Source organism: Anaerohalosphaeraceae bacterium (genome assembly GCA_037479115.1).
GTDB lineage: Bacteria > Planctomycetota > Phycisphaerae > Sedimentisphaerales > Anaerohalosphaeraceae > JAHDQI01.
In genome coordinates, this window is record JBBFLK010000003.1 from 13,943 (window position 1) to 35,968 (window position 22,026).

The 22,026-nt window shown below is 56.2% G+C and carries 19 protein-coding genes; 11 read left to right on the top strand and 8 right to left on the bottom strand.

Going from position 1 to position 22,026, the window contains the following annotated elements; all coding sequences use genetic code 11:
- Positions 1-12: 12 nt before the first annotated feature.
- From WHS88_02040 to WHS88_02050, 3 genes are read right to left on the bottom strand one after another with little or no spacing between them, the layout of a single operon-like run.
- Positions 13-1,269 (bottom strand): alkaline phosphatase, encoded by a 1,257-nt coding sequence (locus WHS88_02040; GenBank protein ID MEJ5258949.1) that lies wholly within the window; start codon positions 1,267-1,269, stop codon positions 13-15.
- Between the two features lie 7 nt (positions 1,270-1,276).
- Positions 1,277-2,167, bottom strand: a complete 891-nt coding sequence (locus WHS88_02045) for a thymidylate synthase (GenBank protein ID MEJ5258950.1) — start codon at positions 2,165-2,167, stop codon at positions 1,277-1,279.
- Positions 2,168-2,183: 16 nt separating this feature from the next.
- Entirely contained in the window at positions 2,184-3,743 is a 1,560-nt protein-coding gene (locus WHS88_02050) for a hypothetical protein (GenBank protein MEJ5258951.1), read from the bottom strand.
- Positions 3,744-3,936: 193 nt separating this feature from the next.
- Here WHS88_02050 and WHS88_02055 point away from each other — a divergent pair, with 193 nt between their 5' ends.
- The 3 genes from WHS88_02055 to rsmA are packed head-to-tail and all read left to right on the top strand — an operon-like array spanning position 3,937 to position 6,530.
- A complete protein-coding gene (locus tag WHS88_02055) occupies positions 3,937-4,605 on the top strand; it encodes a riboflavin synthase (GenBank protein ID MEJ5258952.1) in 669 nt (222 codons plus the stop codon).
- Positions 4,598-5,668: a 4-hydroxythreonine-4-phosphate dehydrogenase PdxA gene (pdxA, locus tag WHS88_02060; GenBank protein ID MEJ5258953.1), complete on the top strand. Its 1,071-nt coding sequence runs from the start codon at positions 4,598-4,600 to the stop codon at positions 5,666-5,668. Before WHS88_02055 ends, pdxA begins: the two co-directional genes overlap by 8 nt.
- A complete protein-coding gene (rsmA, locus tag WHS88_02065; GenBank protein MEJ5258954.1) occupies positions 5,646-6,530 on the top strand; it encodes a 16S rRNA (adenine(1518)-N(6)/adenine(1519)-N(6))-dimethyltransferase RsmA in 885 nt (294 codons plus the stop codon). The genes pdxA and rsmA overlap by 23 nt, the downstream gene beginning before the upstream one ends.
- A gap of 110 nt (positions 6,531-6,640) precedes the next feature.
- On the opposite strand, the gene WHS88_02070 is transcribed toward rsmA, so the two are convergent.
- The gene (locus WHS88_02070) at positions 6,641-6,931 is read right to left on the bottom strand and encodes a hypothetical protein (protein ID MEJ5258955.1); all 291 of its coding nucleotides are present in this window, start codon (positions 6,929-6,931) and stop codon (positions 6,641-6,643) included.
- Positions 6,932-7,486: 555 nt separating this feature from the next.
- Positions 7,487-8,839, bottom strand: coding sequence for a 30S ribosomal protein S12 methylthiotransferase RimO (rimO, locus tag WHS88_02075; protein MEJ5258956.1), 1,353 nt, complete (start codon positions 8,837-8,839; stop codon positions 7,487-7,489).
- A 140-nt stretch (positions 8,840-8,979) separates the two neighbouring features.
- Here rimO and WHS88_02080 point away from each other — a divergent pair, with 140 nt between their 5' ends.
- Both WHS88_02080 and WHS88_02085 read left to right on the top strand, forming a co-directional pair.
- A complete protein-coding gene (locus WHS88_02080; protein ID MEJ5258957.1) occupies positions 8,980-10,842 on the top strand; it encodes a hypothetical protein in 1,863 nt (620 codons plus the stop codon).
- A 12-nt stretch (positions 10,843-10,854) separates the two neighbouring features.
- Positions 10,855-12,702: a hypothetical protein gene (locus WHS88_02085; protein MEJ5258958.1), complete on the top strand. Its 1,848-nt coding sequence runs from the start codon at positions 10,855-10,857 to the stop codon at positions 12,700-12,702.
- A 24-nt stretch (positions 12,703-12,726) separates the two neighbouring features.
- On the opposite strand, the gene WHS88_02090 is transcribed toward WHS88_02085, so the two are convergent.
- Entirely contained in the window at positions 12,727-13,380 is a 654-nt protein-coding gene (locus WHS88_02090; GenBank protein ID MEJ5258959.1) for an endonuclease III domain-containing protein, read from the bottom strand.
- Between the two features lie 106 nt (positions 13,381-13,486).
- Between WHS88_02090 and WHS88_02095 the strand changes: the two genes are divergently transcribed.
- Together WHS88_02095 and WHS88_02100 are read left to right on the top strand one after the other, a co-directional pair.
- A complete protein-coding gene (locus WHS88_02095) occupies positions 13,487-14,332 on the top strand; it encodes a CPBP family intramembrane glutamic endopeptidase (protein MEJ5258960.1) in 846 nt (281 codons plus the stop codon).
- Between the two features lie 197 nt (positions 14,333-14,529).
- Entirely contained in the window at positions 14,530-15,078 is a 549-nt protein-coding gene (locus WHS88_02100) for a DUF2617 family protein (GenBank protein ID MEJ5258961.1), read from the top strand.
- A gap of 33 nt (positions 15,079-15,111) precedes the next feature.
- Here the strand turns inward: WHS88_02100 and WHS88_02105 are convergent, their stop codons facing one another.
- Positions 15,112-16,119, bottom strand: a complete 1,008-nt coding sequence (locus WHS88_02105) for a hypothetical protein (protein MEJ5258962.1) — start codon at positions 16,117-16,119, stop codon at positions 15,112-15,114.
- A gap of 117 nt (positions 16,120-16,236) precedes the next feature.
- Positions 16,237-17,169: a site-specific tyrosine recombinase gene (locus WHS88_02110; protein ID MEJ5258963.1), complete on the bottom strand. Its 933-nt coding sequence runs from the start codon at positions 17,167-17,169 to the stop codon at positions 16,237-16,239.
- A gap of 135 nt (positions 17,170-17,304) precedes the next feature.
- On the opposite strand from WHS88_02110, the gene WHS88_02115 reads away from it, so the two are divergent.
- The 4 genes from WHS88_02115 to pyk are packed head-to-tail and all read left to right on the top strand — an operon-like array spanning position 17,305 to position 21,728.
- On the top strand, positions 17,305-17,874 hold the full coding sequence (locus WHS88_02115) for a hypothetical protein (GenBank protein ID MEJ5258964.1): 570 nt from the start codon (positions 17,305-17,307) through the stop codon (positions 17,872-17,874).
- A complete protein-coding gene (gene galE, locus WHS88_02120; protein ID MEJ5258965.1) occupies positions 17,871-18,851 on the top strand; it encodes a UDP-glucose 4-epimerase GalE in 981 nt (326 codons plus the stop codon). Before WHS88_02115 ends, galE begins: the two co-directional genes overlap by 4 nt.
- Before the next feature lie 55 nt (positions 18,852-18,906).
- Positions 18,907-20,250 (top strand): hypothetical protein, encoded by a 1,344-nt coding sequence (locus WHS88_02125; protein MEJ5258966.1) that lies wholly within the window; start codon positions 18,907-18,909, stop codon positions 20,248-20,250.
- A 44-nt stretch (positions 20,251-20,294) separates the two neighbouring features.
- Positions 20,295-21,728: a pyruvate kinase gene (gene pyk / locus WHS88_02130; GenBank protein MEJ5258967.1), complete on the top strand. Its 1,434-nt coding sequence runs from the start codon at positions 20,295-20,297 to the stop codon at positions 21,726-21,728.
- Positions 21,729-22,026: the final 298 nt, after the last annotated feature.

Consider the following 22,026-nt stretch of genomic DNA (forward strand, 5'->3'; position numbering starts at 1 on the left):
CCAACACCTCCTTTAGTTCAGCGCGGCCGTTTCCAAAGCGGCGTGTGCCGCAGCGGATTGTTTGCGGCGGGGTTTTGGAAAATCGGAGATGCCCAGAAGCCGGGCGATTCGCCGCGGGATGTCCGTATTGTCCAGCACACCGGTAAAGTGTTCAGCCCCGGGCCCGAAGGCCAGCAGAATCACCGGCCCATTGCTGTGATTTTTGGACGACCATTCGGACTTCATCCAATTGGGTTTCGGTCCGCCGCCGTAAAGGGTCAGTCCGCCGGTTTCGTGGTCGGCGGTCACCAGGACGAGGGTTTGTTTGTCGGCGGCGGCAAACTCGAGCGCCTCACGCACCGCCATATCAAACAGCAGCGTCTGACGAACGGCGGCCTTGGCATCATTTGCATGACAGCACCAGTCAATCTGGCTGCCTTCCATCAGGAGGAAAAAGGGTTTAGGCGGTGTTGTGCGGCTTAAAATCCGAAGGGCCGCCTGAGTCATTTCCGCCAGGGTCGGTTCCGGCGGCAGGGTAGTCATCGCATCCGAGGCAAAAAAACCAAGCACCCGTCCGGAGGACAAGGCCCCGAGCTGTTCCTTTGAAGAGATGACCTGCCAGCCCGCCGCTTCGGCTTCCGCCGGCAGATTTCGCCCGTCGGTTCGAACCCCTTGCGGCTGCGGCAGCCAGTATTTGCGTCCGCCGCCCAGCAGGACATCCGCTCGGCTTTCGAACAGCTGGACGGCGATTTGGGCCTCCAGGTTGCGGTCGTGAATATGCGCAGCCAAGCCCGCCGGCGTGGCATGAGTAATCGTAGACGTGGCCACCGCTCCTATGCGGTATCCTTCCTGCTGAAGCCGCTCGGCAATCGATATCCAGTCTGCTCCTTTGGAATCCTGTCCGATTCGGTCGTTGCGGGTCTTGATGCCGCACATCAGGGCCGTAATCCCCGCCGCCGAATCCGTCACCTCTCCGCGGATATTGTGTGTGTACACCAGAGCCGTATAAGGCATTCGCTCCATCCACAGCCGCCCGTCCGCCCCGGCTGCGGCCTGACGAGCCAGCGCAATCTGGTTGATGCCCATCCCGTCCCCAATGCACAGGATGACATTTTTCGGACGCTCGCCGACGGGATTGGAAAGCGGTTCTTTGGCGGTCGGCGGCTGATAAAAAGAGATGTCTGTTTCCGCCGGTGCGACATAGTGCCAGACGGTTGAACAGCCGGCGTCAAGAAGGAAAAGAACAGAAAGAGCCAAAACAAAAAAGCGGGTTCGAGGGTTTATGGTCATCGCAAAATTATCCTTTCGCACGGGCGTACCAATCAGGGTCTTGAGCCAGTTTCGCGCGGGCTTCTTCCGTCATCAAGGCAAAGGCCGGATAGGTGGACTCCCACGCCCGCAGCGTAAAGGGGGTGGTGCGCATCTTTTCCACTTCGATGCCCGCATCCTTCAGATAGGAACCGTAGATATGGAGCGAATCGCTGATATCAACATAGCGGCCGACGCGGACCGGCTTGCCCAGTTTGCCGGCCAGGCGCTCGGCGATTGTCCGCTGAAGGTCCGTCAGGGCGTAGGCATTCATAAACCAGGCCTTGTATAAATCCCGGCTTCGCCAATGAGTGTTCATATTCAGCACAAACCCGCCTCGGCTGTCTTCCGTCAGACGGCACCAGATACGCTGCAGGCAGGGCGGGTCTTGTGTTTTCGGGTCCGCCGTAGGCATCCAGGTAATCGCCTGGGCCCGACGGGTATAGTGACAGGCCGCCAGGGCCTCCACCAAAGACTCGATTTGATTGACGGGGGCAAAGGGTTTTGGACTGTTGGGATTTCGCAGGTCTTCCGTCGGACAGTAGGCAAACAGCCGCTGATGATAGGTGTAGGTCCATTTGCCCGCCGCCGGGTCAATCCAGTGATCGTGAATGCCGTCCACTACCTCCTGCCGATACGCCTCCAGTTCCTCCGGTCCGCCGGGGAAGTTTTTGTGAATCCGCGGCTCCCGGAAGGGGTCGCTTACGGTAATCATCACAGTGGCATCTTTGCTGGGCGGGTCGCCCGGGCGGTCATACTGGGTCGGAATCGTCAGCCCGTAATCCCACACCGCCAGCACCGCCTTTTCCCACGCCTCGGGAAGACAGTCCGCCGCAACCGTCAGGACAGGCAAAGTCCCGTCTGAGGAGGAAGATGACATGAAAAATCTCCTTTAGTTAAAGCCCCAGTTCCTCTTTGGTCAGGCCGAGGGATTCCCGCTGGTCTTCCGGGATTTTGGTTCGCAGCAGTTCGCGGGCGGCTTCGGCATTTTTGGAGTTGGGGCAGTTGCGGATAACCTGCCGGCAAAGTTCCACCCCTCTTCGATAGGAAATGAAGCGTTTGCCGGCAGCCTGCAAAAAAAAATCCTGTGCCGCTGCCAGCTCGTTGGCCCCGCACAGTTCATTATACTCATCGCTTTCAACCGGGCCCCGAGCCGCTGACATCATCCGGGAATTGGGGTCCGCCGGTACAGGAGCCGGGCGGTTTGGGTCCGCCGGTCTTACACCCGGCACAATGTCTTCCCCCGATGCCGCAGGGGTCTGCTGGACCGGTTTGGTGAAGGCGAAACCCGTCAGGTTTCGCAGGAGCATCGGAAGCATAAATCCTTCCGCCGAGCCGGCAAATCGGAACTGGCCGTTTTTGTCAACAATCGCCGTAAACGGACTTTTCGCATCCATCACCAAATCCGGCGTGTTGGCGGCGGCATAAAGAATCGGCAGCGGATGCGGGTTCTCGTTCAAATACCGCTGAACGGCAGGTTTTTGGTCGGGTTTATTGGTAATCACGCTCAGGAAAAGGATGTCTTTTTTGCCGGCTTTGGCGGTTTGCTCCTTGAGGATTTCAACGGCCTCCAGCTGGGCGGCAAAACTCGAACCGGTTTGGCCGTCCGGGGATGCGGCCGTCTCTTCGCCCGGACCGGCCGCCGGGGTTTGCCGAGCGGGGGTATAAAGCAGCGGCTGGCCGGCGTCTTCCGGTTTTTTCTCAATCAGATTTTCCGCCGGAACCTCCCAAATGAATAGACACAAGACGGCCTGATTGGGCTGATAATCAAAGGATTTTCCATCCAGAAAAGCCCCGTAAAACGGCTTGAGGGTCTTTCCAATCAAATCCATCCGCAGGGATTCCGGATTAAAGTCCAGTTTTCCGGTGGTTCCGTAGAGGGATTGTCCGGTCATTTCCGGCATCATTTCCGGCCCAGCGCCCATCCCCATCGGATTTCGCTGCATGGCCGGGCGAACGGCACGCGGCTGAATCGGACGTTTGGAAAGCAGCAGCGAAAAGAACTGCTGCGAAACCCACGCGTCCCGATTGGACGCATCCATCCGGCAGGCCCGCGCGCTGGAAGTCAGCGCAGATTCAACCGCTCCCGTGCAGTATTCGACCCAGCCCTGCAGCAGCATATAACGGGCCTTGGCCGGGTCTTCAAACATCATCATATGTCGGCGGCTGTCCTCGAGCAGGGCGGAAGCCGATTTGACATAAAGCTCGCCGGGATTTTTGTATTCGTTGATTTGGGTAAAGAAGTCATCCAGGGCTTTTTCCAGCAGCCCGGCGGCCTCCTGAGCCTGCTGAAGCAGTGCCTGTCGTCGCGGGTCTTCCGTCTGCGCTGCTCCCATTTGTTCCGGGCTTCGAGGTCTGCGGGGGGCTGCACCGCCGAAAACAATGCCGCTTAAGGCCAAGAGCCAGACAGCCCAAAGCAGTATTGAGAATTGTCTATAAATCATTCCTTTTTTCATAGAAAACTCCTGCCCATATCCTGATTTTATGAGTTCTGCATTCCCACCCATTCGAGTTTACTATCTTATCGGAAACGAGCCGAAAAAGAAACCTTTTTTTGAAACCGTTCTGGAAGCTTGAAAGCTCGCATGAGGGAAATGCCGTTTGCTTTTTGCGTATTCTAAAGGTAGGATAAACGGCATCTTAGAAAAGATGGACGGCGAAACGATGTTTACGGGTATTGTAGAACAGACAGGTCTTGTTCGAGGGACTCGTCCCCGGGGCGGCGGGCTGCAGGCGGAAATCGACCTGGGAGCCGCTGCGGAAGGGACCCGAGTAGGGGACAGTATTTCCGTCAATGGGGTCTGCCTGACCGTAACGGCTTTGCAGAATACGACGGCTGTCTTCGATGTGAGCCCGGAAACCCTGCGGCGCAGCACCTTAAAGACGCTCCGCAGCGGACAAAGGGTCAATCTCGAACGGGCGATGCGGGCCGACGGGCGTTTCGGAGGCCATTTCGTACAGGGGCATGTGGACGGCATCGGAAGGATTGCCGAAATCCGCCGGCGCGGGGACTTTGCCGAGTTTCGAATCGAAGCGCCGGCCGCCCTTCTGGAGCAAATGGTTGAAAAAGGGTCTGTCGCAGTGGACGGCATCAGCTTGACGATAGCCTCCTTAGATGAAAAGGGGTTTACCGTGGCCCTTATCCCGGCTACGCTGGCCCAGACAACATGGAAAGAATCCAAAACGGGGGATGAGGTGAATATTGAAACGGATATTCTGGTCAAGATTGTCCGAAACCTGCTGCACAAGACCGCCGGACCGTCCGCCGCACTGGACCCGGAGGTCCTGCGTTCGTGGGGGTATTCACCCAATGGCTGAGCATACGCTGGACAATTCGGCTTCCAACCCGCTGACGATTGGGATTACGATGGGCGACCCGGGAGGCATCGGTCCGGAGATTATCGTAAAAGCCCTGGCGGACCCGCTCCTGCGCCGGCAGGCCAAATTTATTATTTTCGGTCTGGATGAGCAGCTCGAATATGCGGCGGACTTGGCGGAGGTGCCGCCGTTTTGGATTCGCCACCCGCACGAAAAAATCAGCCGCGATTACCCGCGTCAGGTGGTTGTGGCTGACTATGATGAATATTCCCTGCCGTCCTACATTCACCGGCCCACGCGCATCAGCGGGGAATGCTCCATCCGTTTTTGCCTGGATGCCGTTCAGGCCGCCCGGGACGGGATTATCGACGCGGTCGTGACTGCCCCCATCAGCAAAACCAGCTGGAAACTGGCGGATGCCCCCTGGCCGGGTCATACCGAGCTGCTTGCCGACTGCTGCAAAAGCCCCCGCAAGGCGATGATGTTTGTCGCCGGGCCCCTAAAGCTGGCGTTGGCGACGATTCACGAGGCCCTTTTTGAAATTCGCCATAAGTTTACCATCGGCTGTGTCTTTGAGCCCATTGACCTGTTGAACACGGCTTTGCAGGATTATTTCGGAATCAAAAATCCGCGGATTGCTGTAGCGGGACTCAACCCCCACGCCGGCGAAGACGGCCAGTTCGGCGACGAGGAGCAGCGGATTATTCGTCCGGCCATGCTCCTGGCGCAGGAAGTCGGCATTCGATGCGAAGGTCCGTTTCCGGCGGATACGCTTTTTGTTAAAGCCGCGCGCGGAGAGTTTGACGGCGTTGTGGCGATGTACCATGACCAGGGGCTGATTCCCGTTAAGATGCTTGCCTTTGAGGAGGCGGTCAATGTAACCATCGGCATCCCCATTATCCGCACCTCGCCTTCTCACGGAACGGCGTTTGATATTGCGGGCAAGGGGATCGCCAGCGAGGCCAGTATGAAACAGGCCATCCGCACGGCGATTGAAATGGCGACAATCCGGAGAAGTCGAAAAGCTCAAAAGAACAGCCATGCAGACCAAACAGGAAATTGAACAGTTGCTGGCGGCGGCGGGCACTCGTCCCAAGCATCGGCTGGGGCAGAACTTCCTGATTGACCTGAATCTGATGCGGGTTCTGGTGCAGTCCGCGGCGGTGCATTCCGGCGATGTGGTGCTGGAGGTCGGCTGCGGCACCGGTTCGTTAACCGAAGAACTGCTGCTGCACGGCGGCCGGGTTGTCGGAGTTGAGTATGACCCTGTTCTCTTCGGCATTGTTCAAAAACGCCTGGCCGGTGCCGACAACCTCACGCTTCTGTGCGGAGATGTCCTCGAAAGCAAAAATACCCTCAACCATGCTGTTCTGGATGCGGTTCAGAAGGCCCTGGAGGAAACGGGGGGGCGGCTGCTGCTGGTGTCCAATCTGCCGTACAATGTGGCCTCCAGTGTGATGGCCAATCTGATTGCCGGGCCGCTGACGGCGGAGGCGATGACCGTGACTGTCCAGAAGGAAGTCGCCGAACGCATGGCCGCTGTTCCGGGACACAAAGAATACAGCCCCTTGAGTATTTTGATGACGGCTACGGGAGACCTGCACTATCTCAAGCATCTGCCCCCAACGGTTTTCTGGCCGCGTCCGCAGGTGGATTCCGCCATGGTTCAATTCGTCCGAAATCCCCAAAAGGCCGCTCAGATTCACAATATGGATGTTTTCCGGCAGGTTGTGCATCTGTTTATGAGCCATCGACGCAAAATGCTCAAGGCCTGTGTTCATTTTGCCGAAGGACAGCTGGCTTCGGTACGGCACTGGTCCGATGTGTTTGCCGAGGCCTTTGTGGACGGGCAGCGCCGCCCGGAAGAACTGTCCGCCGCCGACTACATCAACATCGCCAACCTCTGCTTTGAGCAAATCCGTTAAATCCTGCCTGCGGTCTCGCTGCAAAGGCTGCCTGCTTATTTTAAAAAAACACGGCCCCATGAAGGGGCCGTGGAAAAGGGTTTTCGTTTTAAACCGTTCATCCAGCAGGATTAGGCTGCCTTAGGCTTTGTGCATCCGCTGCAGCAGGCACAGGAGTCCTGTCCGCACTTGCAGGGGTTGCAGGTGCAGTTTTCACAGGTGCATCCCTTTGTGCATTGGCAGTCCGTACACGAGCAGTCGGTACAGGTACAGGCGCTGCAGCAGGCGGTCGCAGATGTCAAAGCGGCTGCGCTGCATCCGCTCTGGCCGTGCGAAGACATTTGGAACGCTCCGCCCGCAAAGGCGATTGCCAGCACAGCAATGCCTGACAGGAGCAGAAATGACATCATTCTTTTGTTCATGGTTCGTTCCTTTCGTTAAAAAGAGTTCAGGTTCTTTTCGGAGAAACCGACTTGAAAGGGAACGAATCAACAGTTCAGACGGCAAAGAAAAGACAGCGCAGGGGCTGTCCGGACGTCTGCCGCCCCGTGTATCGTTTGGTTAGGAAGGACATCAAAGAATTGATGAAGGGTTTCAGGACTCAGCCAAGCGGCAGTCCCATTTGTTTTGGAATCGCCGGCGGACACATTGCGGCCGACCTGAACAGGAATCGCAGGCCTGGACCGCAGAGCACAGGGACAAACTGTTTCCTGAGAAAAACCGCAGGAAGAGGTTTTTGGAGCAGGGGGTTGGCAGCAGGACGAGGTTTGCTTTTCGGAATGGCCGCTGTCCATTTTGGGCTGAATGCAGCATTCACAGCGGATACAGCGATTGCTCATCATTCCGCCCAGTGCCAGCGCGGCGGCTGACAAAAATACAAGATAATGTTTGTGAAAGCCAGCCATCTTATTATTCCTATAAGATTTCAGGTCTATAATTCTATACATCATTTTTTTAGATTTTGTTCTTTCCAAATTTCAGACCGGCTTCACCAGCAGGTCATAACCTTCCCGGCCGATGACGCGGACCGGAACGAACTGACCGGGCTGAACGGGAGTTCCCTCGATGAGGCAGACGCTGTCGATGTGCGGGGCCTGCCCATAAAAACGTCCGATAAGACGGTTGTTTTCGTCCATTTCATCCGCCAGAATGGTCAATTCTTTCCCAATCATCCGGTCGGCTTTTTTAAAGGCGATTTCCTGCTGGGTAAGCATAATCCGATTCAGCCGCTCTTGTTTGAGCGAATCCGGCACTTGGTCCGGCAGCTCGGCGGCCTTGGTTCCGGATTCGGCAAAATAGGGAAAAGCGCCGAGTGCATCGAATTGAGCCCATTGAATGAAGTCGAGGAGTTCTTCGAATTGTTCATCGGTTTCCCCCGGAAATCCGACAATAACCGTGGTTCGCAGGATGATATCCGGAATAGACTGCCGTAATTTCTGGATTAATTGAAACGTGTTTTCTTTTGTGTCCGGCCGATGCATTGCCCGCAGGATAGGATTGCTGATATGCTGTATCGGGATATCGACGTAATGGACAACTTTGGAGCTTTGGGCAATCTTTTCGATGAGGGCTTCATCGATAGACGCCGGATAAAGGTACATCAGCCGCAGCCATTGAATTGTTTTTATCTTTTCCAACTCGCTTATCAGTGTAGCCAGGCCGTTTTTTAAGCCGAGGTCCCGCCCATAGGAGGTGGTATCCTGTGCAATGAGGTTCAATTCGAGAACCCCATGTTCGGCCAGCTGCCTGGCTTCAGAAAGGACTAAGTCGATAGGCTTGCTTCGGAATTTGCCCCGGATAGAAGGGATTGTACAGAACGAGCAATGTCGGCTGCATCCTTCGCTGATGCGGAGATACGCCCAGTGGGAGGGGGTAATTAAAAGACGTTCGCTGTCGTCAAAGATTATCTCCGAAGAGGGCTGAAGAAATTGTCGATTGCCCGGCTGTTTTGGTGAGGATTGCAAAACCGCATGAAGGATCTCGACTACCTGTTCCCGCTGGCCGAGTCCGACGACGGCGTCAATTTGGGGGATTTCTTCGAGCAGGGAAGCCCCCATCCGCTGGGATAAACAGCCCGCCACGATAATTTTGCCCAGCCGGCCTTTCTTTTTTTCTTTGACGGCCTGACGGATGACCGACAACGCTTCCTGTTTAGCCGGTTCAATAAAGCCGCACGTGTTGATAATCACGACATCGGCCTGCATCTGGCCGGTCAAAACAAAACCCGCCTGACCGATGCGGGCCAGCATCACCTCGCTGTCCACTGTGTTTTTCGGACAGCCCAGAGAGACAAAACCGACTGTAATGGACGGATTTGTTTTTTTGCTCATTCTTCAACTATACCATTTCCTGAAGTTTTTTTCAGGAGATTTCACCGAAAAATCCCTTTTTTATTACAGAAAACTGTGTTTTTTATCCGATGTTTAGGATACGTTAGAGTACCGAAACGTTCTGTTTATTACGAGCGGGGATGTCTTTTTTCAGAAAATATCGTTTTTCCCTTCAAGTGGTTTTCCTGAGGGAACTCATTATCAGCGGGACTTTGGCCTTTTTGTTTTTCACGGTCGGTTGTGCGCAGGAACCCTCCGAGCAGAAACTTCGGACCTTCTTTGAGCGAAAATCGACGGAAATAGAATCCCGACTGATTCTGAATGAACTCTCTCAGGTTCGCGAAAACCCCCATATTGCCAATCCCTTGCCGCTTCTATATCGGCAGCCGCCCATCCGGTTGAAGGTACCGGATGGAGTCAAATTGTTTTATTTTACGAAACACAATCCGTCCGGGGATTTGTCTTTTCGCAGTCCGGATAAGGCCAAAGAAAAGGAAGTGCATTCTCTGGCGGGAGCCCTTCGCGATTTGGGATACAAAGTCAGTTCCAATCCGACAACCAATCAGCTGATTATTCATTGTGCGGATGAGGCAGAGGCGGACCGGGTTCTGGATTTTCTGGAGCGGATTGATGTACCGCCGATTCAGGTCCATATTGACTGTCTGATTCTGGAGCGGTTCGGCGATATCACGATGGACTGGGAGACGACTTTGCTAATGGAAAATCTTTTGGGAGAAGGAATTACTCTCGGGGCTTCCAAGTATCCAAGATCGGCCTTTCCGGGGGCTTCGCTGCGGGAAAGCCGCCGCTCGGAGTTTGGGATGGATTTTGGTTTTTGGCGCAATAAGGGCATAGACGGGCGTCAAATTCGCCTGGTGGTGGACATGCTCGAATCCCGCGGCTATCTGAAGATACTGCTGAATCCGTCTATCGAGACGATCAACGGGAAAAGTGCGACCATTTCCATTCGGGACAATGCTCCGATTGAACTGCAGGTGACGGCCAAAGGGACTTCCGAGACCAACAAGACCATCACCTATACCCTGACGGATTACAAGTGGGTGGCGGATACCCTGACGGTTACGCCCCGAGTGTATGCGGACGGTTCCATCGGCCTTCAGACCTCCATTGCCATCGGCTCCAAGTCCAAGCCGGAAGGGGTGGTTCAGACGTCCATTATCACGGAGCGTTCGATTCAGGTGGAAGAAAATCGGATTGCCCCCGGGCAGAGTCTGATTATCGGGGGGATGCGCAAAAGCGAAAATCGGTCCGTCATTCGGGGGATACCGGGGCTGAAGGACCTGCCGATTTTGGGGATTCTCTTTTCCAGCAAGGATTTTGAGGAGAAGGCGACCGAGATTATTTTTATTCTGACGCCGAGCATTTCCTCCGGCAGCATTCCTTATGTGGAAGCGGCGCAGATGGTTCGGGACAAATATGAAGCCCCGCAGCGCCGTCAGACCCTCGAGGAGATTTTGGGGGACCCGACGGGAGCCGATATGTACACCGGTTTGCTGGAAAAGCGGGCGGCGGAAGCCCGGGCGGCTCTGGTTCGGGCCCAGCGGGAAGCGGAGGAGGCGGAGCGCCTGGCACAGGAGCGTCAGACACAGGCGGAGGAAGCCCGCCGGCAGGCAGAACTGTTTGAATCGCTGCGAAAACAGGCCCTGGAACAGATTGAAAAGGCCCGGCAGCAGATGGACGAAAATCGTCAGAAAACCGAGTCGGAGGAAATAACGGCTGTCGAACAGCAAGTCCTTCGGATGAGACTGGACGAACAGATTCAGCAGGCCCGACGGCAGGCTGAAGCGGCTGAAGCGGCGATTCAGGATGCGCAAAAGCGGGCCGCGGAGCTCGAACAGCAGGCGGCGGAAGCAGCGGAACGGGCGGCCCGAATTCGGCAGGAACAGCAGCGCCTCCTGCAAATTCGTCAAACTCAAACTGAGGAACAGAAAAGTCCTGACTCCGCCGAATCTCCGGCGGCTCCTGCAAATCCGAAACAATAAAAGATGAGGCAAGTGAATTTACAATCTGTCTTTGGAAAGGGAGGCGGACGGCTGCCGTGGGTGCTCTGTCTGGCGGCTCTGGCCGGGATTCTGCCGGGGGCCGGCTGCGGAAACTTCCTCGAAAAACGAAGTACCGAGGCGGAAACCGTCCGGGTCTTAAAGGAGCTTCGGGAAATTCAAACCAAACCCCAGATGACCAATCCGATTCCCGAGCTGTATCTGCAGCCGCCCAGCCGGCTGGAAATTAAGGACGGCATCAAGGCCTTTTATTTTACGCGTCACCATTCTGCAGACTATCTGGCGGGGTTGGTTCGGGAGCAGATGGACATCCAGGCTGTCGCATATAATTCAACGAATCAGCTGGTTCTCTATTGTCAGGATCATGCGCAGGCGGATGCGGCCCTGGCCTATCTGGAGGGGGTGGATGTGCCGCCGATTCAGGTCAATGTGGACTGTCTGATTCTCGAGCGGTTCGGCGATGTCACAATGGACTGGGAAAGCTCGCTGTTTCTGGAAAACTTGTTTGGGGAAAATCTGACGCTCGGGGAGAAAATGGCCACATTCTATTACGGTCAGAGCGGCGGAAAGCATTATGCGATTAAAAATGGACGGATTTTCCAGATTGACCCGTCTCAGTATCCCGGAATGTCGCTCCAGCCGGGGGAACTGATTGATTTGGACCCTGCGTTTCCAGGGGCGTCGCTTCGGGAGACGGAGCGGTCGAATTTCGGCGGAGATTTCGGGGCCTGGGTCAATCGCGGAAAGCCCCGCCATCAGGTTCGACTGGTTCTGGATATGCTGGTTTCCCGCGGGTATCTGAAAATTCTGCTGAACCCGACTCTGGAGACCGTCAACGGCAAAAAGGCGACGGTAACGATTCAGGATTATACTCCGGTCGAAAAGGTCAAAACGGGTCTGGGCGGGGCCAGCGACGCCTATAATATTACCGAGTATGTCTGGGTAAAGGATACGCTGACGGTGGTGCCGACGGTCTATTCGGACGGTTCTATCGGCTTGTCCGTTTCGATCACCATCGGCTCCCGCTCCAAACCTGAAGGCGTCATCCAGCGTTCCATTATTACGGAGCGTTCGATTGAGATTGCCGAGACGCGGGTGCGTCCGGGCGAAAGTCTGGTTATCGGCGGGATGCGCAAGAGCGAGAAGCGCTCGGTGGTGCGCGGCATTCCGTTCTTTAAGGACCTTCCTGTCATCGGATATCTGTTTTCCAGCAAGGACTTTGAAGAAAAGGGGACGGAGATATTCTTCATTCTGACGCCGAGCATTTCCGGCGGCGGCAAGGCCTTCGAAACCGTAGCCGAGGATATCCGAAAGAAGTTTGAAAAACCCGGGTTCGATTTGGACACGGAAGGCGGGGCTCTGGATTTCCTTTGGGGGGATTCCTATCGAAATATTGTGGAAAGACGGGCTGCTCAATTTGAAACGCGGCGTGTCAAGGCCGAAGTTGAGCGGGACGAGGCGCTGCGTCGGCTTCAGGAAGAGGAAGCAAAGTATCAGGCAGCGCAGGAGGAGGCCGAGCGGCTCCGTCAGGAAGCGACGGCCCTGCAGGAGGAGGCTGCCCGTGCCCAGCAGGCCCTTCAGCAGCGGCTGGAGGCCGAAGCGGCCGCCCAGCAGCAGCGCCGGCTTACTCAGGAACAGATGATGCTGCTTTCGGAGGAGATGCAGAAGGCCCTGCAGGACCTTCAGGCCAAACAGGTTCAGCTGGAAGAGGCCCGGCGTCAGGCAGCCGCAGCGGAGGAAAAGGCCCGACAGGAGGCCGAGGCCGTTCGGCGGCTTCAGGAGGAGCTGCGCCGTCTGGAACAGACGGAAAATCAGCCGAAGCAGACGGAACCGACGCCATAGGCCCGGCAGGGATTCCAGGCAGTCTTACTGCGTGTCGTGGGGCAAATCTTCCAGCGGGCAGCCCGCACAGACCGGTTTGGGTTTGCAGGTTTCTTTGCCGCAGCGGACCAGCAGGGCGTGGTATTCGTTAAACAGGGCGGTGTCTTTCGGCAGGGCGTTTTCAAAGAGGGACTGAATCTCGTCATAGCCGGCCCCTTCTTCCAGAAGGCGATGGCGGCCGAGAATTCGGGCGGTGTAGGCATCCACAACAAAGACCGGTTTTTCGAGGGCGTACAGAAGGATGGAATCCGCCGTTTCCGGTCCGATTCCCCGAATCGACAAAAGCTCCTCCCGAAGCCGTGAAGTCGAAAGGGTTTTGAGGGATTCGATTTGTCCGCCGTGTTTTTCGGAAAGCCAGGCAATCAGGTTTTTGAGCCGGCGGGCTTTGACGTTGAAGTAGCCGGCGGGCTGTATCAGCTCCGCCAGACGCTCTGCGGAAATCGCCTCCAGTCTGGACAAGTCCAGCAGCGAAGCGGCCTTTAGGTTGGCGATGGCTTTTTCGACGTTTTTCCAGTTGGTGTTTTGGGTTAAGACGGCTCCAATCATGATTTCCAGCGGGGTTTCCCCGGGCCACCAGTGCTGCGGGCCGAAGCGGTCGTAAAGCCGGCGGTAGATGTCCATCAGGATTTCGGAACGCATTGATTTTCCTTTCCGGTCTGGTAAATTGTCTTTACTTTTCCGCCGACGAATTTTACTGTTTCGGGTACAGGATGAAAAGAAAGAAGCCCCGGCAGACCGTGAAAAAATGAGCCGAAAGCGAAAACATCGGGATTCGTTTCGCCAACTGATGGTGTTTGTTCCGGATACCTATATGGACCGGACGAGTCGGCCGATTTATGCGTTCGTTTATCTGCTGGGATTTATCCTGCTGTATGAACTGGGGACCTATCTGATTGACCCGGAGGCCCTTTCAGAACGCCTGGCCCAGCCCCAGACGCGGGTTGTGGCCTTCCTGTGGGTGCAGAATGTTCTGGAATATCTGGGATTTTCGCCCCGAATGATTTGGGTGGCCACTCCGCTGGTGCCGCTGGTGATTCTGCTGGGGTTTCAGTTCACGTCCCGAAGCTCCTGGCGGATTCACTGGCCGGATTTTCTGCCGATGACGGCGGAGTGTCTGCTGCTGTCGGTTCCGCTGATTGTGCTCAGTCTGCTGCTGAACCGTACGGCGGAAATCACCTCCAATGCGGCGATGATGCTGTCTTCTGTGCTCAGTCTGGCCCGTCAGGAACTGTGGCTTCAGGTGATTACCGGCATTGGAGCGGGGATTTATGAGGAGCTGGTCTTCCGTCTGATTCTCATCGGCGTGCTGATGCTCCTGTTTCAGGATGTTCTGGGCCTGAAGCGGAAACATGCTGTGATAGCTTCGGTGCTGGTGTCGGCTTTCCTGTTCAGCATTCATCATCACGTGTTTTTTGTAAACGGACGTGTTGGAGTAGGGGAAGCATTTGAATGGAGCCGCTTTTTCTTTCGAATGCTGGCAGGCATTTATTTTGCCGTGCTTTATGCCTTCCGCGGATTCGGCATTACGGCGGGCACTCACGCTTTTTATGACATTCTGGCGGCCTTTCTGAATCTGCTGGTTTTCAGCTGAGCGGACGGCCAAAGCGGATTTTTCACAAATTTTTTTGCACTTCTTTAGTCGTTGTTTCGTACAGACTTGCAAAAGTTTGGTCCGATAAGCCGGCCCAAATGGGTTTTTCAGTATTGATAAGGGCCTTGATTTGCTTTTTTCCGATTTGGTATAATCGGAAATGACAAACAGGGATTTGCATAGAAAGGCAGGACAAGATGGATGTTCCGAAGACCAACCTGGCAGTCAGCGAATTGACCTTCTCCCTCTTTCAGCGTCCGCTGCATCCGGAACTGTTTCGCATTTATGCCCGCCGGCATCTGAAAACAGAACGGTATGAGATGCTGCTGTGGGCGACCGGCTGTTCCCATGTGGTGAGCGTCTTTGCGGATGATGTCTGCCTGACGGAACTGATCAGCGGTCCCGAGCAGCCGCTGCCGCGCCGCGGTTTGGTGGAGCGGTTTCCGTTCCGGGGTCCGCGGACCCACAAATGCACGCTCAGCCGGGGTTTGAGCTATATGACGGACTTCCAGGTGGAAAAAATGAGTCCGAATCTGTACCGACAGAGCCACATCGATTTGCAGCGGTTTGCCCGAAATCGGGGGCTGTTTGTCGCCTTTGGAGGTTCTTCCGCCGAAGGGCTGGAGGCCTTCAGTTATATTGATTTTGAAGCCCGACGGGACGAGCTTCACATTCATGCCTTTCATGCCTTCCCGGAGCAGCTGACCATTATCAAAACCCAGTCGCTTTTCGATATGCGCGGCTGAAAACGGCCGGCCGGGCTTTGCGGTGGCGGAGGGTCAGGAGGCGGTGCTTTCGGAAGTGCTTTGACGGGCCCGCTCCTGCAGAATGTCCATTTTGCCGCGAATTTCCGCCGCCATTCGGCTGTTGGGGAAGTGCTGAACAATCTGACGGGCGGCGTGCAGAGCCGCCTTCCAGTTTTTTTCCGTGACCGCCATCTGAAACTCCACGCCGAGATTGTGCAGTTTGGTCTTAAAGACGGTGCTGGCGGATTCCTGAAGGGCCAGGGCCTCGGCGGGGGTCAGATACATATCCAGTTCTTTGAGAATTTCCAGGCTGCGGTCGGTCTCTTTGTTTTTGACCGCTTTGTCCCATTCGGCCAGAAGTTTGCGTTTGTACTGGTTTTTCTTTTCCTGCAGTTTGGCGGGCATCTGCCGGGCCTTTTCGGAGAAGGAATAGAGCGTCAGCAGGTTTTCAATCTGGGCGGCGGCCTGTGCCCACAAGTGCCGCTCAAGCAGGTCGTTGATGTGGTTGATAATCTGGTTGATGCGTCCCTCTTCGGTGGCCGTGCGGTATTTGACGGCCATCTGCCGCAGGCGGGCTTCGAGCTCTTTGTAGCGGGCCTCTTTGGCCATTTCATTGAGCATGGCCTCCGCCGCCTCGAAATCATGCTGATGCACCTTGCTTAACACCGCTTCTCCGAGCTCAATCTGCTCAGCGTCGCGGAAGATGATTTCCTTGGCCCGGTCGCTGACGCGGACGGCCTGGGAGATTTTGACCAGCAGGGTCTGCTGCCGCCCGAGGGATTCGAGGGTCTGCTCCATTTTTTCGATCACGGCATGAAGAGATTGGGCCGTGTCGTTCAAGTACACCAGAACGGCGATGACGCCGACAGCGGCGGTTGTCAGGAACAGAAACACAGAAGGCAGGAGCAGAAAACTGAGCATTTCAAACAGCCGGCCGGCGGCAAAACACAGCAGGGAGATGACAAACAGACTGATGAAAATCAAAAGCCAGAGAAATCCTTTTCGATGAGTCGGCTGTTTTGGAGACAGTATAAAATCCATTTTTTTCTCTCCCTGGAGGGGCTCTGTTGGTTCCTGCACTGTGCAATGACCGCTACCTCATAAATCATGGTAATCGAACAGGAGGGATTTGTCAATCGTCGGTTTTGGCAAATGGGGTTACGGCCGGGGGTGGAATTTTCGGTGAATGGCTTTCAGGCGGTCATGGTCCACGTGAGTGTAAATCTGGGTGGTTCGGATGTCGGCATGGCCGAGCATTTCCTGCAGGGAGCGGAGGTCCACGCCTCCGGCCAGCAGATGACTGGCAAAACAGTGCCGAAGGGTGTGGACGCTTAACTTTTTCGGCAGACCGGCCCGTCGGGCGTATTTTTTGACAATCCGCCACAGTTCGATGCGGTCCAGAGGCCGGCCCGTCCGCGAGAGAAACAAAGCGGCGCCGCTGAACGGTTTGGCCAGCTGAGGGCGCAGGGTTTCCAGATAGGCCTGAACGGCCTGAGCTGCGGCACGGCCCAAAGGGACGATACGCTCCTTGCGTCCTTTGCCGAAGCAGCGGACGTATCCGACAGACAGGTTGACATCTTTGATTTCCAGTGCGGCGACCTCTGCGGCACGGGCCCCTGTGGCATACAGCAGTTCCAGAACGGCCTTGTCCCGAAGCCAATAGGGGTCATCCGGGCCGGGCGCATCGAGGAGAGCGAAGATTTGCTGCTTGGAGCACACGGCCGGCAGCCGTTTCCATTGTTTGGGGCTTTCGAGGGTGTCGATAAAGGTGTCTTTTACGAGACCTGTCAGTACGGCAAAACGGAGCATCATTTTGACGGCAACGAGATGTCGGCTCAGGGAGGCCTCTGAAAGACCGCGGCGGGTGTGCAGATATTGGGAAACGACGGCCGGCTGAATGTCCTGGAGCCGATGAATGTTTCGGCTGCGGCAAAACCGGGCAAATTCCAGCAGGTCCCTGCCGTAGGCCAAAACGGTGTTGGAGGCCAGCCCCGCCTCGACAATCAGATAGTCGAGAAATGACTCGACGGTCTTTCCGAGGGGCAGCTCGGCCAGACGCCTGCGAAGATTTTGAATTTGGACGTTCAGCATAATCGTTCTCCTTTCATATCGTCCGGGGCTCGCCCGGAGGTTGAATGATGTTGGTCCGAATGGAAAAAACAAAACGAGTCTTGAGAAAAGAGAGGATTCCGGATACAATTTTGCATCAACTTACAGGAGACAGGTATGAAACAGAAAAAGATATGGCTCGGGCTTGTGCTGGGGCTGCTGGCGGGCTGCGCATCGACCCAACAGACGGAGCCGACGGAACCGATTTGTCTGGAGCCGGTATCAATGGACCAGGTTTTTTCGGCAGCCGAGCGCACCATGACCCGGATGCAGTTTGCCATTGAGAAATCGGATGTTCGGGCGGGACAAATCATCACATTTCCGCTTCGCGGAGCCCAGTTTTTTGAGTTCTGGCGGGCGGACAATGCGGGTCTGTCCGACACAGCGGAAGCCAGTCTGCACAGTCTTCAGCGGATTGCCGAGGTTCGGTTGGAGGCCGAAGGCAGTCAGGTCTGCGTTAACTGCCGTGTCCTGGTTCGTCGGCTGAGCGTGCCGGACCAGCCGCTGGAGGGCAGAAGCCGGGCGGGCGGTTATGTCACGGACAGTGACGGCCGCAGACAATCTCTTCAAATGAGAGAGCAGGTGCTGGCGCAGGCCGAATGGGTCTATCTGGGGACGGATCCCCGGCTGGAAAAGAAAATCCTGCGTTCGATTCAGAAGTCGGTTTCTCACGGAGGAAAGAAATGAATATTTTGGTTTGCGGCGGGGCCGGCTATATCGGCAGCAATATGACCGAGATGCTGGCTCGAGCGGGACATCGTCCGGTTGTGCTGGACAATCTGAGCAAGGGACATCGAGCCGCCGTGCGAAGTGCGGAGTTTGTGCAGGGGGATTTCGGAAATCTGGAGTTTACGGTCGAGGTTCTCAAAAAACATCGAATTGAAGCGGTGATGCATTTTGCGGCCTTCATCGAGGTCGGCGAATCGGTGGAAGTGCCGCTTCGCTATTATGACAACAATGTGAGCCGAACGCGTACCCTGCTGGAGGCGATGGAGAAAACCGGAGTGGAAAAGTTCGTCTTCAGCAGCACGGCAGCGGTGTATGGAATGCCCCGGACGATTCCGATACCGGAGGACCTGCCGAAAGACCCCATCAATCCCTACGGCGAGACCAAATGGGCTGTGGAGCGGATGTGTCATTTTCAGTGTCAGACGGGACGGCTTCGCTATGCGGCGCTTCGGTATTTCAACGCGTGCGGGGCGGGTTTTGATGCTCAATTCGGCGAAGACCATCGCCCCGAGTCGCATCTGATTCCGCTGATTATTCAGGCGGCGATGGGAAAACGGCCGTCGATCAAGATTTACGGGACGGATTATCCGACCCCGGACGGCACGTGCATTCGCGATTATATTCACGTGGAGGATTTGTGTTCGGCGCATCTGCTGGCTTTGGAGCGGCTGGCGGACCAGCGGGAGCTGGTGTACAACCTGGGCAACGGAACCGGCTATTCCGTCCGCCAGGTGATTGACACGGTGCGGCGTGTGTCGGGTCGTTCGTTTCGGGTGGAAGAGACGTCCCGCCGCCCGGGCGACCCGCCGGTGCTTACGGCCGACGCCTCCCGCGCCATCCGGGAATTGGGATGGAAGACCCGGTATCCGGACCTGGAAACCATCGTCGAAAGCGCCTGGAAGTTTCATACGGCGCATCCGAATGGATATGAATAAAACAACAAAAGGCACAGACCCGTAAGTCGTGGGGTTTGTGTGGGAGGATGAGAACGTGGTTCAGAAAAAAACAGGTGGGTCCGGGGCCGTCAACTCGAAATCGGTCCGCCGGCGGGTGATTCGTTTCCTTCGGGACTGGGAAATGGATGTCCTCGATGTGGATTTTGAGGAGAATGTCGGCCGGTTTCTGGCGGAGATGCAGAAGGGGCTTGCCGGAAAGAAAAGCACGGTGGAGATGATTCCGACATATCTGGAGGCGGATGCGGATGTGCCGGTCGGGCAGCGGGTGATTGTCGCCGATGCCGGCGGAACCAACTTCCGGGCCGCCACAGTGATTTTCGATGAGCAGAGAAGGCCGATTCTGGAGAATCTGCGGCTGTTTTCCATGCCCGGCATCGACAGAGAAGTCTCGGCGGAGGAGTTCTTCCGCATCATGGCCGGGTATTTCCGCGACATCGGGGATGCCTCCGAGCGGCTCGGATTCTGCTTTTCATATCCGGTGGAGATGTACCCGAATAAAGACGGGCGGCTGCTCCGCTTTTCCAAAGAAATTAAAGCCCCGTCGGTCATCGATCAGATGATCGGCCAGCGGCTCAATGAGGCCCTTGAGGCCGCCGGACTGGGGCGGAAACATATTGTGCTGCTGAATGATACAGTGGCGACCCTTTTGGCGGGCTGCGGTTATCAGAATCGAATTTTCGGGGGAATGATCGGCTTTATTCTGGGAACCGGGACAAACTGCTGCTACATCGAAAAGAACGCCAATATTCTCAAGAAAAAAAATTTGGACCTGACCCGCAGCCAGATTATCAACACGGAATCCGGCGGTTTCGGCCATTGTCACCGCGGCAAACTGGATATTCGCTTTGACAAGTCCACGGTCAATCCGGGCTCACAGCGGTTTGAGAAGATGATTTCAGGGGCGTATTTGGGGGCCCTGCTGGGGGTGGTGATTTGTCAGGCATGCAAAGACGGTCTTTTCAGCCGCCAGGCCGCAGAACCGCTGTCAACCCTGGAAAATCTGACCACAAAAGAGATGAATGAGTTTCTGGAACATCCTTACGGCACGGGGCGTCTGGCGGCGGCGGTGCGGCAGGGCAGGCCGGAGGATGTGCAGATTCTTTACGGACTGGCGGACCGGCTGACGGAGCGGGCGGCAAAACTGGCGGCACTGAATCTGTCCAGTGCGGCCCTGCAGTCCGGACAGGGGACAGACCCCACCCGTCCGATTTGCATCGTGGCGGAGGGCACGACGTTTTACAAAATGAAGTCCCTCAAAAGCCGCGTGGAGTTTTATCTGAAAGACTATCTGGAAAACAAAAAGGGGGTTTTCACGGAAATTGTCAGTGTGGACAATGCGACGCTGGTCGGTGCGGCGATTGCCGGTTTGACGAATTGAATCCGGCGGTTTTCAGGGGACGCTTTGGTAGGGAAAGGACCCACATGATTACCAAGACGGCGATTGTGGCTACGCTGGGGCCCGCTTCGGCGGATGTGAAGACCGTCCGGCAGCTGATGGAGGCGGGGGTGCGGACGTTTCGGCTGAATTTTTCGCACGGAGAACCCGATACGCATCAGTCGATGCTGGCGGCGGTGCGCTCGGCGGCACGGGAAGTGCCGTTTGCCGTCTCCGTGATGGGGGATTTGTGCGGTCCCAAAATCCGCCTCTGTCCCATTGACCCCGACGGCGGTCTGATTGAACCCGGCCGGACGGTTTTGATTCATCGCCGTCTGGAGGTCGGACGGCCTGACGCCTTTTCCACGACTCTGCCGGAGCTGATTGACCGGGTCCAGCTCGGCCAGCGCATCCTGCTGGATGACGGAGCGATTGTTCTGCAGGTCGTTGACAAAAAAGGCGAGATTCTGGAGTGCCGTGTTCTGGTCGGCGGCCCTGTCCGAAGCCGAAAGGGCGTCAATCTGCCGGATACCGATTTGGGCATCCCCGCCATCACGCCGCGCGACCGGCAGTGGATCGATTGGGCGGTGGAGCATCAGTTGGATTATCTGGCTCTGAGCTTTGTTCAGAAAGCGCAGGAGATTCTTGACCTGCGGCAGATGCTGCGGCAGAAAGACTCTCCGATAAAAGTCGTCGCCAAGATTGAAAAACCCCGAGCGGTGGAAAATCTGGAGGAAATTATTCAGGTCTCCGATGCCGTGTTGGTGGCTCGCGGGGATTTGGGCGTGGAAATGCCGGCCGAACAAGTGCCTCTGATTCAGAAGCGGATAACCGCCTTATGCCGACGGTTCGGCAAGCCCGTCATCGTGGCGACACAGGTTCTTCAGTCGATGATTGAACATCCCTGGCCGACACGGGCGGAGGTGTCGGATATTGCCAATGCCGTGATGGATTATGCCGATGCGATTATGCTCTCCGGCGAGACATCGGTCGGCAAATATCCGGTCGAAGCCGCCCGGGTGATTCATCGGGTCTGCGGCAGCACGGAAGCGTATCTGGAGCGGCTGAATCTGCCGCGTCCTCCGATGGAGACCGACCCTGCCTTAAAGACTCTGTCGGTCATCGCCCGCTGTGTGGCCCAGATGCTTGATGAAATTCCCTGCGCGCTCGTTGCCGTGGCCACCAAAACCGGCACTACGGCTCGTCTGCTCAGCAAGGCACGCATGGATGTGCCGATTGTTTCGTTTTGTCCGGATGAGCGGGTCAATCAGCAGATGGGGCTTCATTACGGGGTCATCGGGGTGTACAGTCCCTTTGTGAGCACCCTGGCGGAATTTACCGAATACGCGGAAAAGACGATTCTCAAGCACGGCTGGGCCAAAGCCGGTCAGCAAATCCTCCTGCTGCCCGGACAGGACCTGCTGTCCGGACGAGACAGCCAGGCGATTCTGCTGCATACACTCCGTCCGAACGGTCGGTAAGACTTCCCCTGCCGGTGTGTCTCAAAATCTTTGCAAAAAACCAGCCCCGGGCGATAGGCCCGGTGATAGGAAACCAGGGCAGGAATTAGCCCCGGGCGATAAGCCCGGGGAAAGGGCAAGCATGCCTCTGTTTTCCTCTTTCCCTGACAAATGAAGGCTGACGACAACGGCCTGATGATGGATGACGTTTTTCTCCACGCCCTTTCGGGCGGGGCTGTCTTCCGCCGGACAGTGTCCAGACGCCAGCGGCCAGTCGCCAGTTATCAGTCAACAGTTGCTAGTCATCAGTCATCAGTCA

Coding starts and splice junctions, on each gene's coding strand:
- pdxA (MEJ5258953.1), top strand. CDS start 4,598: ATGGCTGAGCATACGCTGGACAATTCGGCTTCCAACCCGCTGACGATT.
- WHS88_02045 (MEJ5258950.1), bottom strand. CDS start 2,167: ATGTCATCTTCCTCCTCAGACGGGACTTTGCCTGTCCTGACGGTTGCG.
- pyk (MEJ5258967.1), top strand. CDS start 20,295: ATGATTACCAAGACGGCGATTGTGGCTACGCTGGGGCCCGCTTCGGCG.
- WHS88_02080 (MEJ5258957.1), top strand. CDS start 8,980: ATGTCTTTTTTCAGAAAATATCGTTTTTCCCTTCAAGTGGTTTTCCTG.
- WHS88_02115 (MEJ5258964.1), top strand. CDS start 17,305: ATGAAACAGAAAAAGATATGGCTCGGGCTTGTGCTGGGGCTGCTGGCG.
- rimO (MEJ5258956.1), bottom strand. CDS start 8,839: ATGAGCAAAAAAACAAATCCGTCCATTACAGTCGGTTTTGTCTCTCTG.
- WHS88_02105 (MEJ5258962.1), bottom strand. CDS start 16,119: ATGGATTTTATACTGTCTCCAAAACAGCCGACTCATCGAAAAGGATTT.
- WHS88_02055 (MEJ5258952.1), top strand. CDS start 3,937: ATGGACGGCGAAACGATGTTTACGGGTATTGTAGAACAGACAGGTCTT.
- rsmA (MEJ5258954.1), top strand. CDS start 5,646: ATGCAGACCAAACAGGAAATTGAACAGTTGCTGGCGGCGGCGGGCACT.
- WHS88_02100 (MEJ5258961.1), top strand. CDS start 14,530: ATGGATGTTCCGAAGACCAACCTGGCAGTCAGCGAATTGACCTTCTCC.
- WHS88_02040 (MEJ5258949.1), bottom strand. CDS start 1,269: ATGACCATAAACCCTCGAACCCGCTTTTTTGTTTTGGCTCTTTCTGTT.
- WHS88_02090 (MEJ5258959.1), bottom strand. CDS start 13,380: ATGCGTTCCGAAATCCTGATGGACATCTACCGCCGGCTTTACGACCGC.
- WHS88_02095 (MEJ5258960.1), top strand. CDS start 13,487: ATGAGCCGAAAGCGAAAACATCGGGATTCGTTTCGCCAACTGATGGTG.
- galE (MEJ5258965.1), top strand. CDS start 17,871: ATGAATATTTTGGTTTGCGGCGGGGCCGGCTATATCGGCAGCAATATG.
- WHS88_02110 (MEJ5258963.1), bottom strand. CDS start 17,169: ATGCTGAACGTCCAAATTCAAAATCTTCGCAGGCGTCTGGCCGAGCTG.
- WHS88_02070 (MEJ5258955.1), bottom strand. CDS start 6,931: ATGAACAAAAGAATGATGTCATTTCTGCTCCTGTCAGGCATTGCTGTG.
- WHS88_02050 (MEJ5258951.1), bottom strand. CDS start 3,743: ATGAAAAAAGGAATGATTTATAGACAATTCTCAATACTGCTTTGGGCT.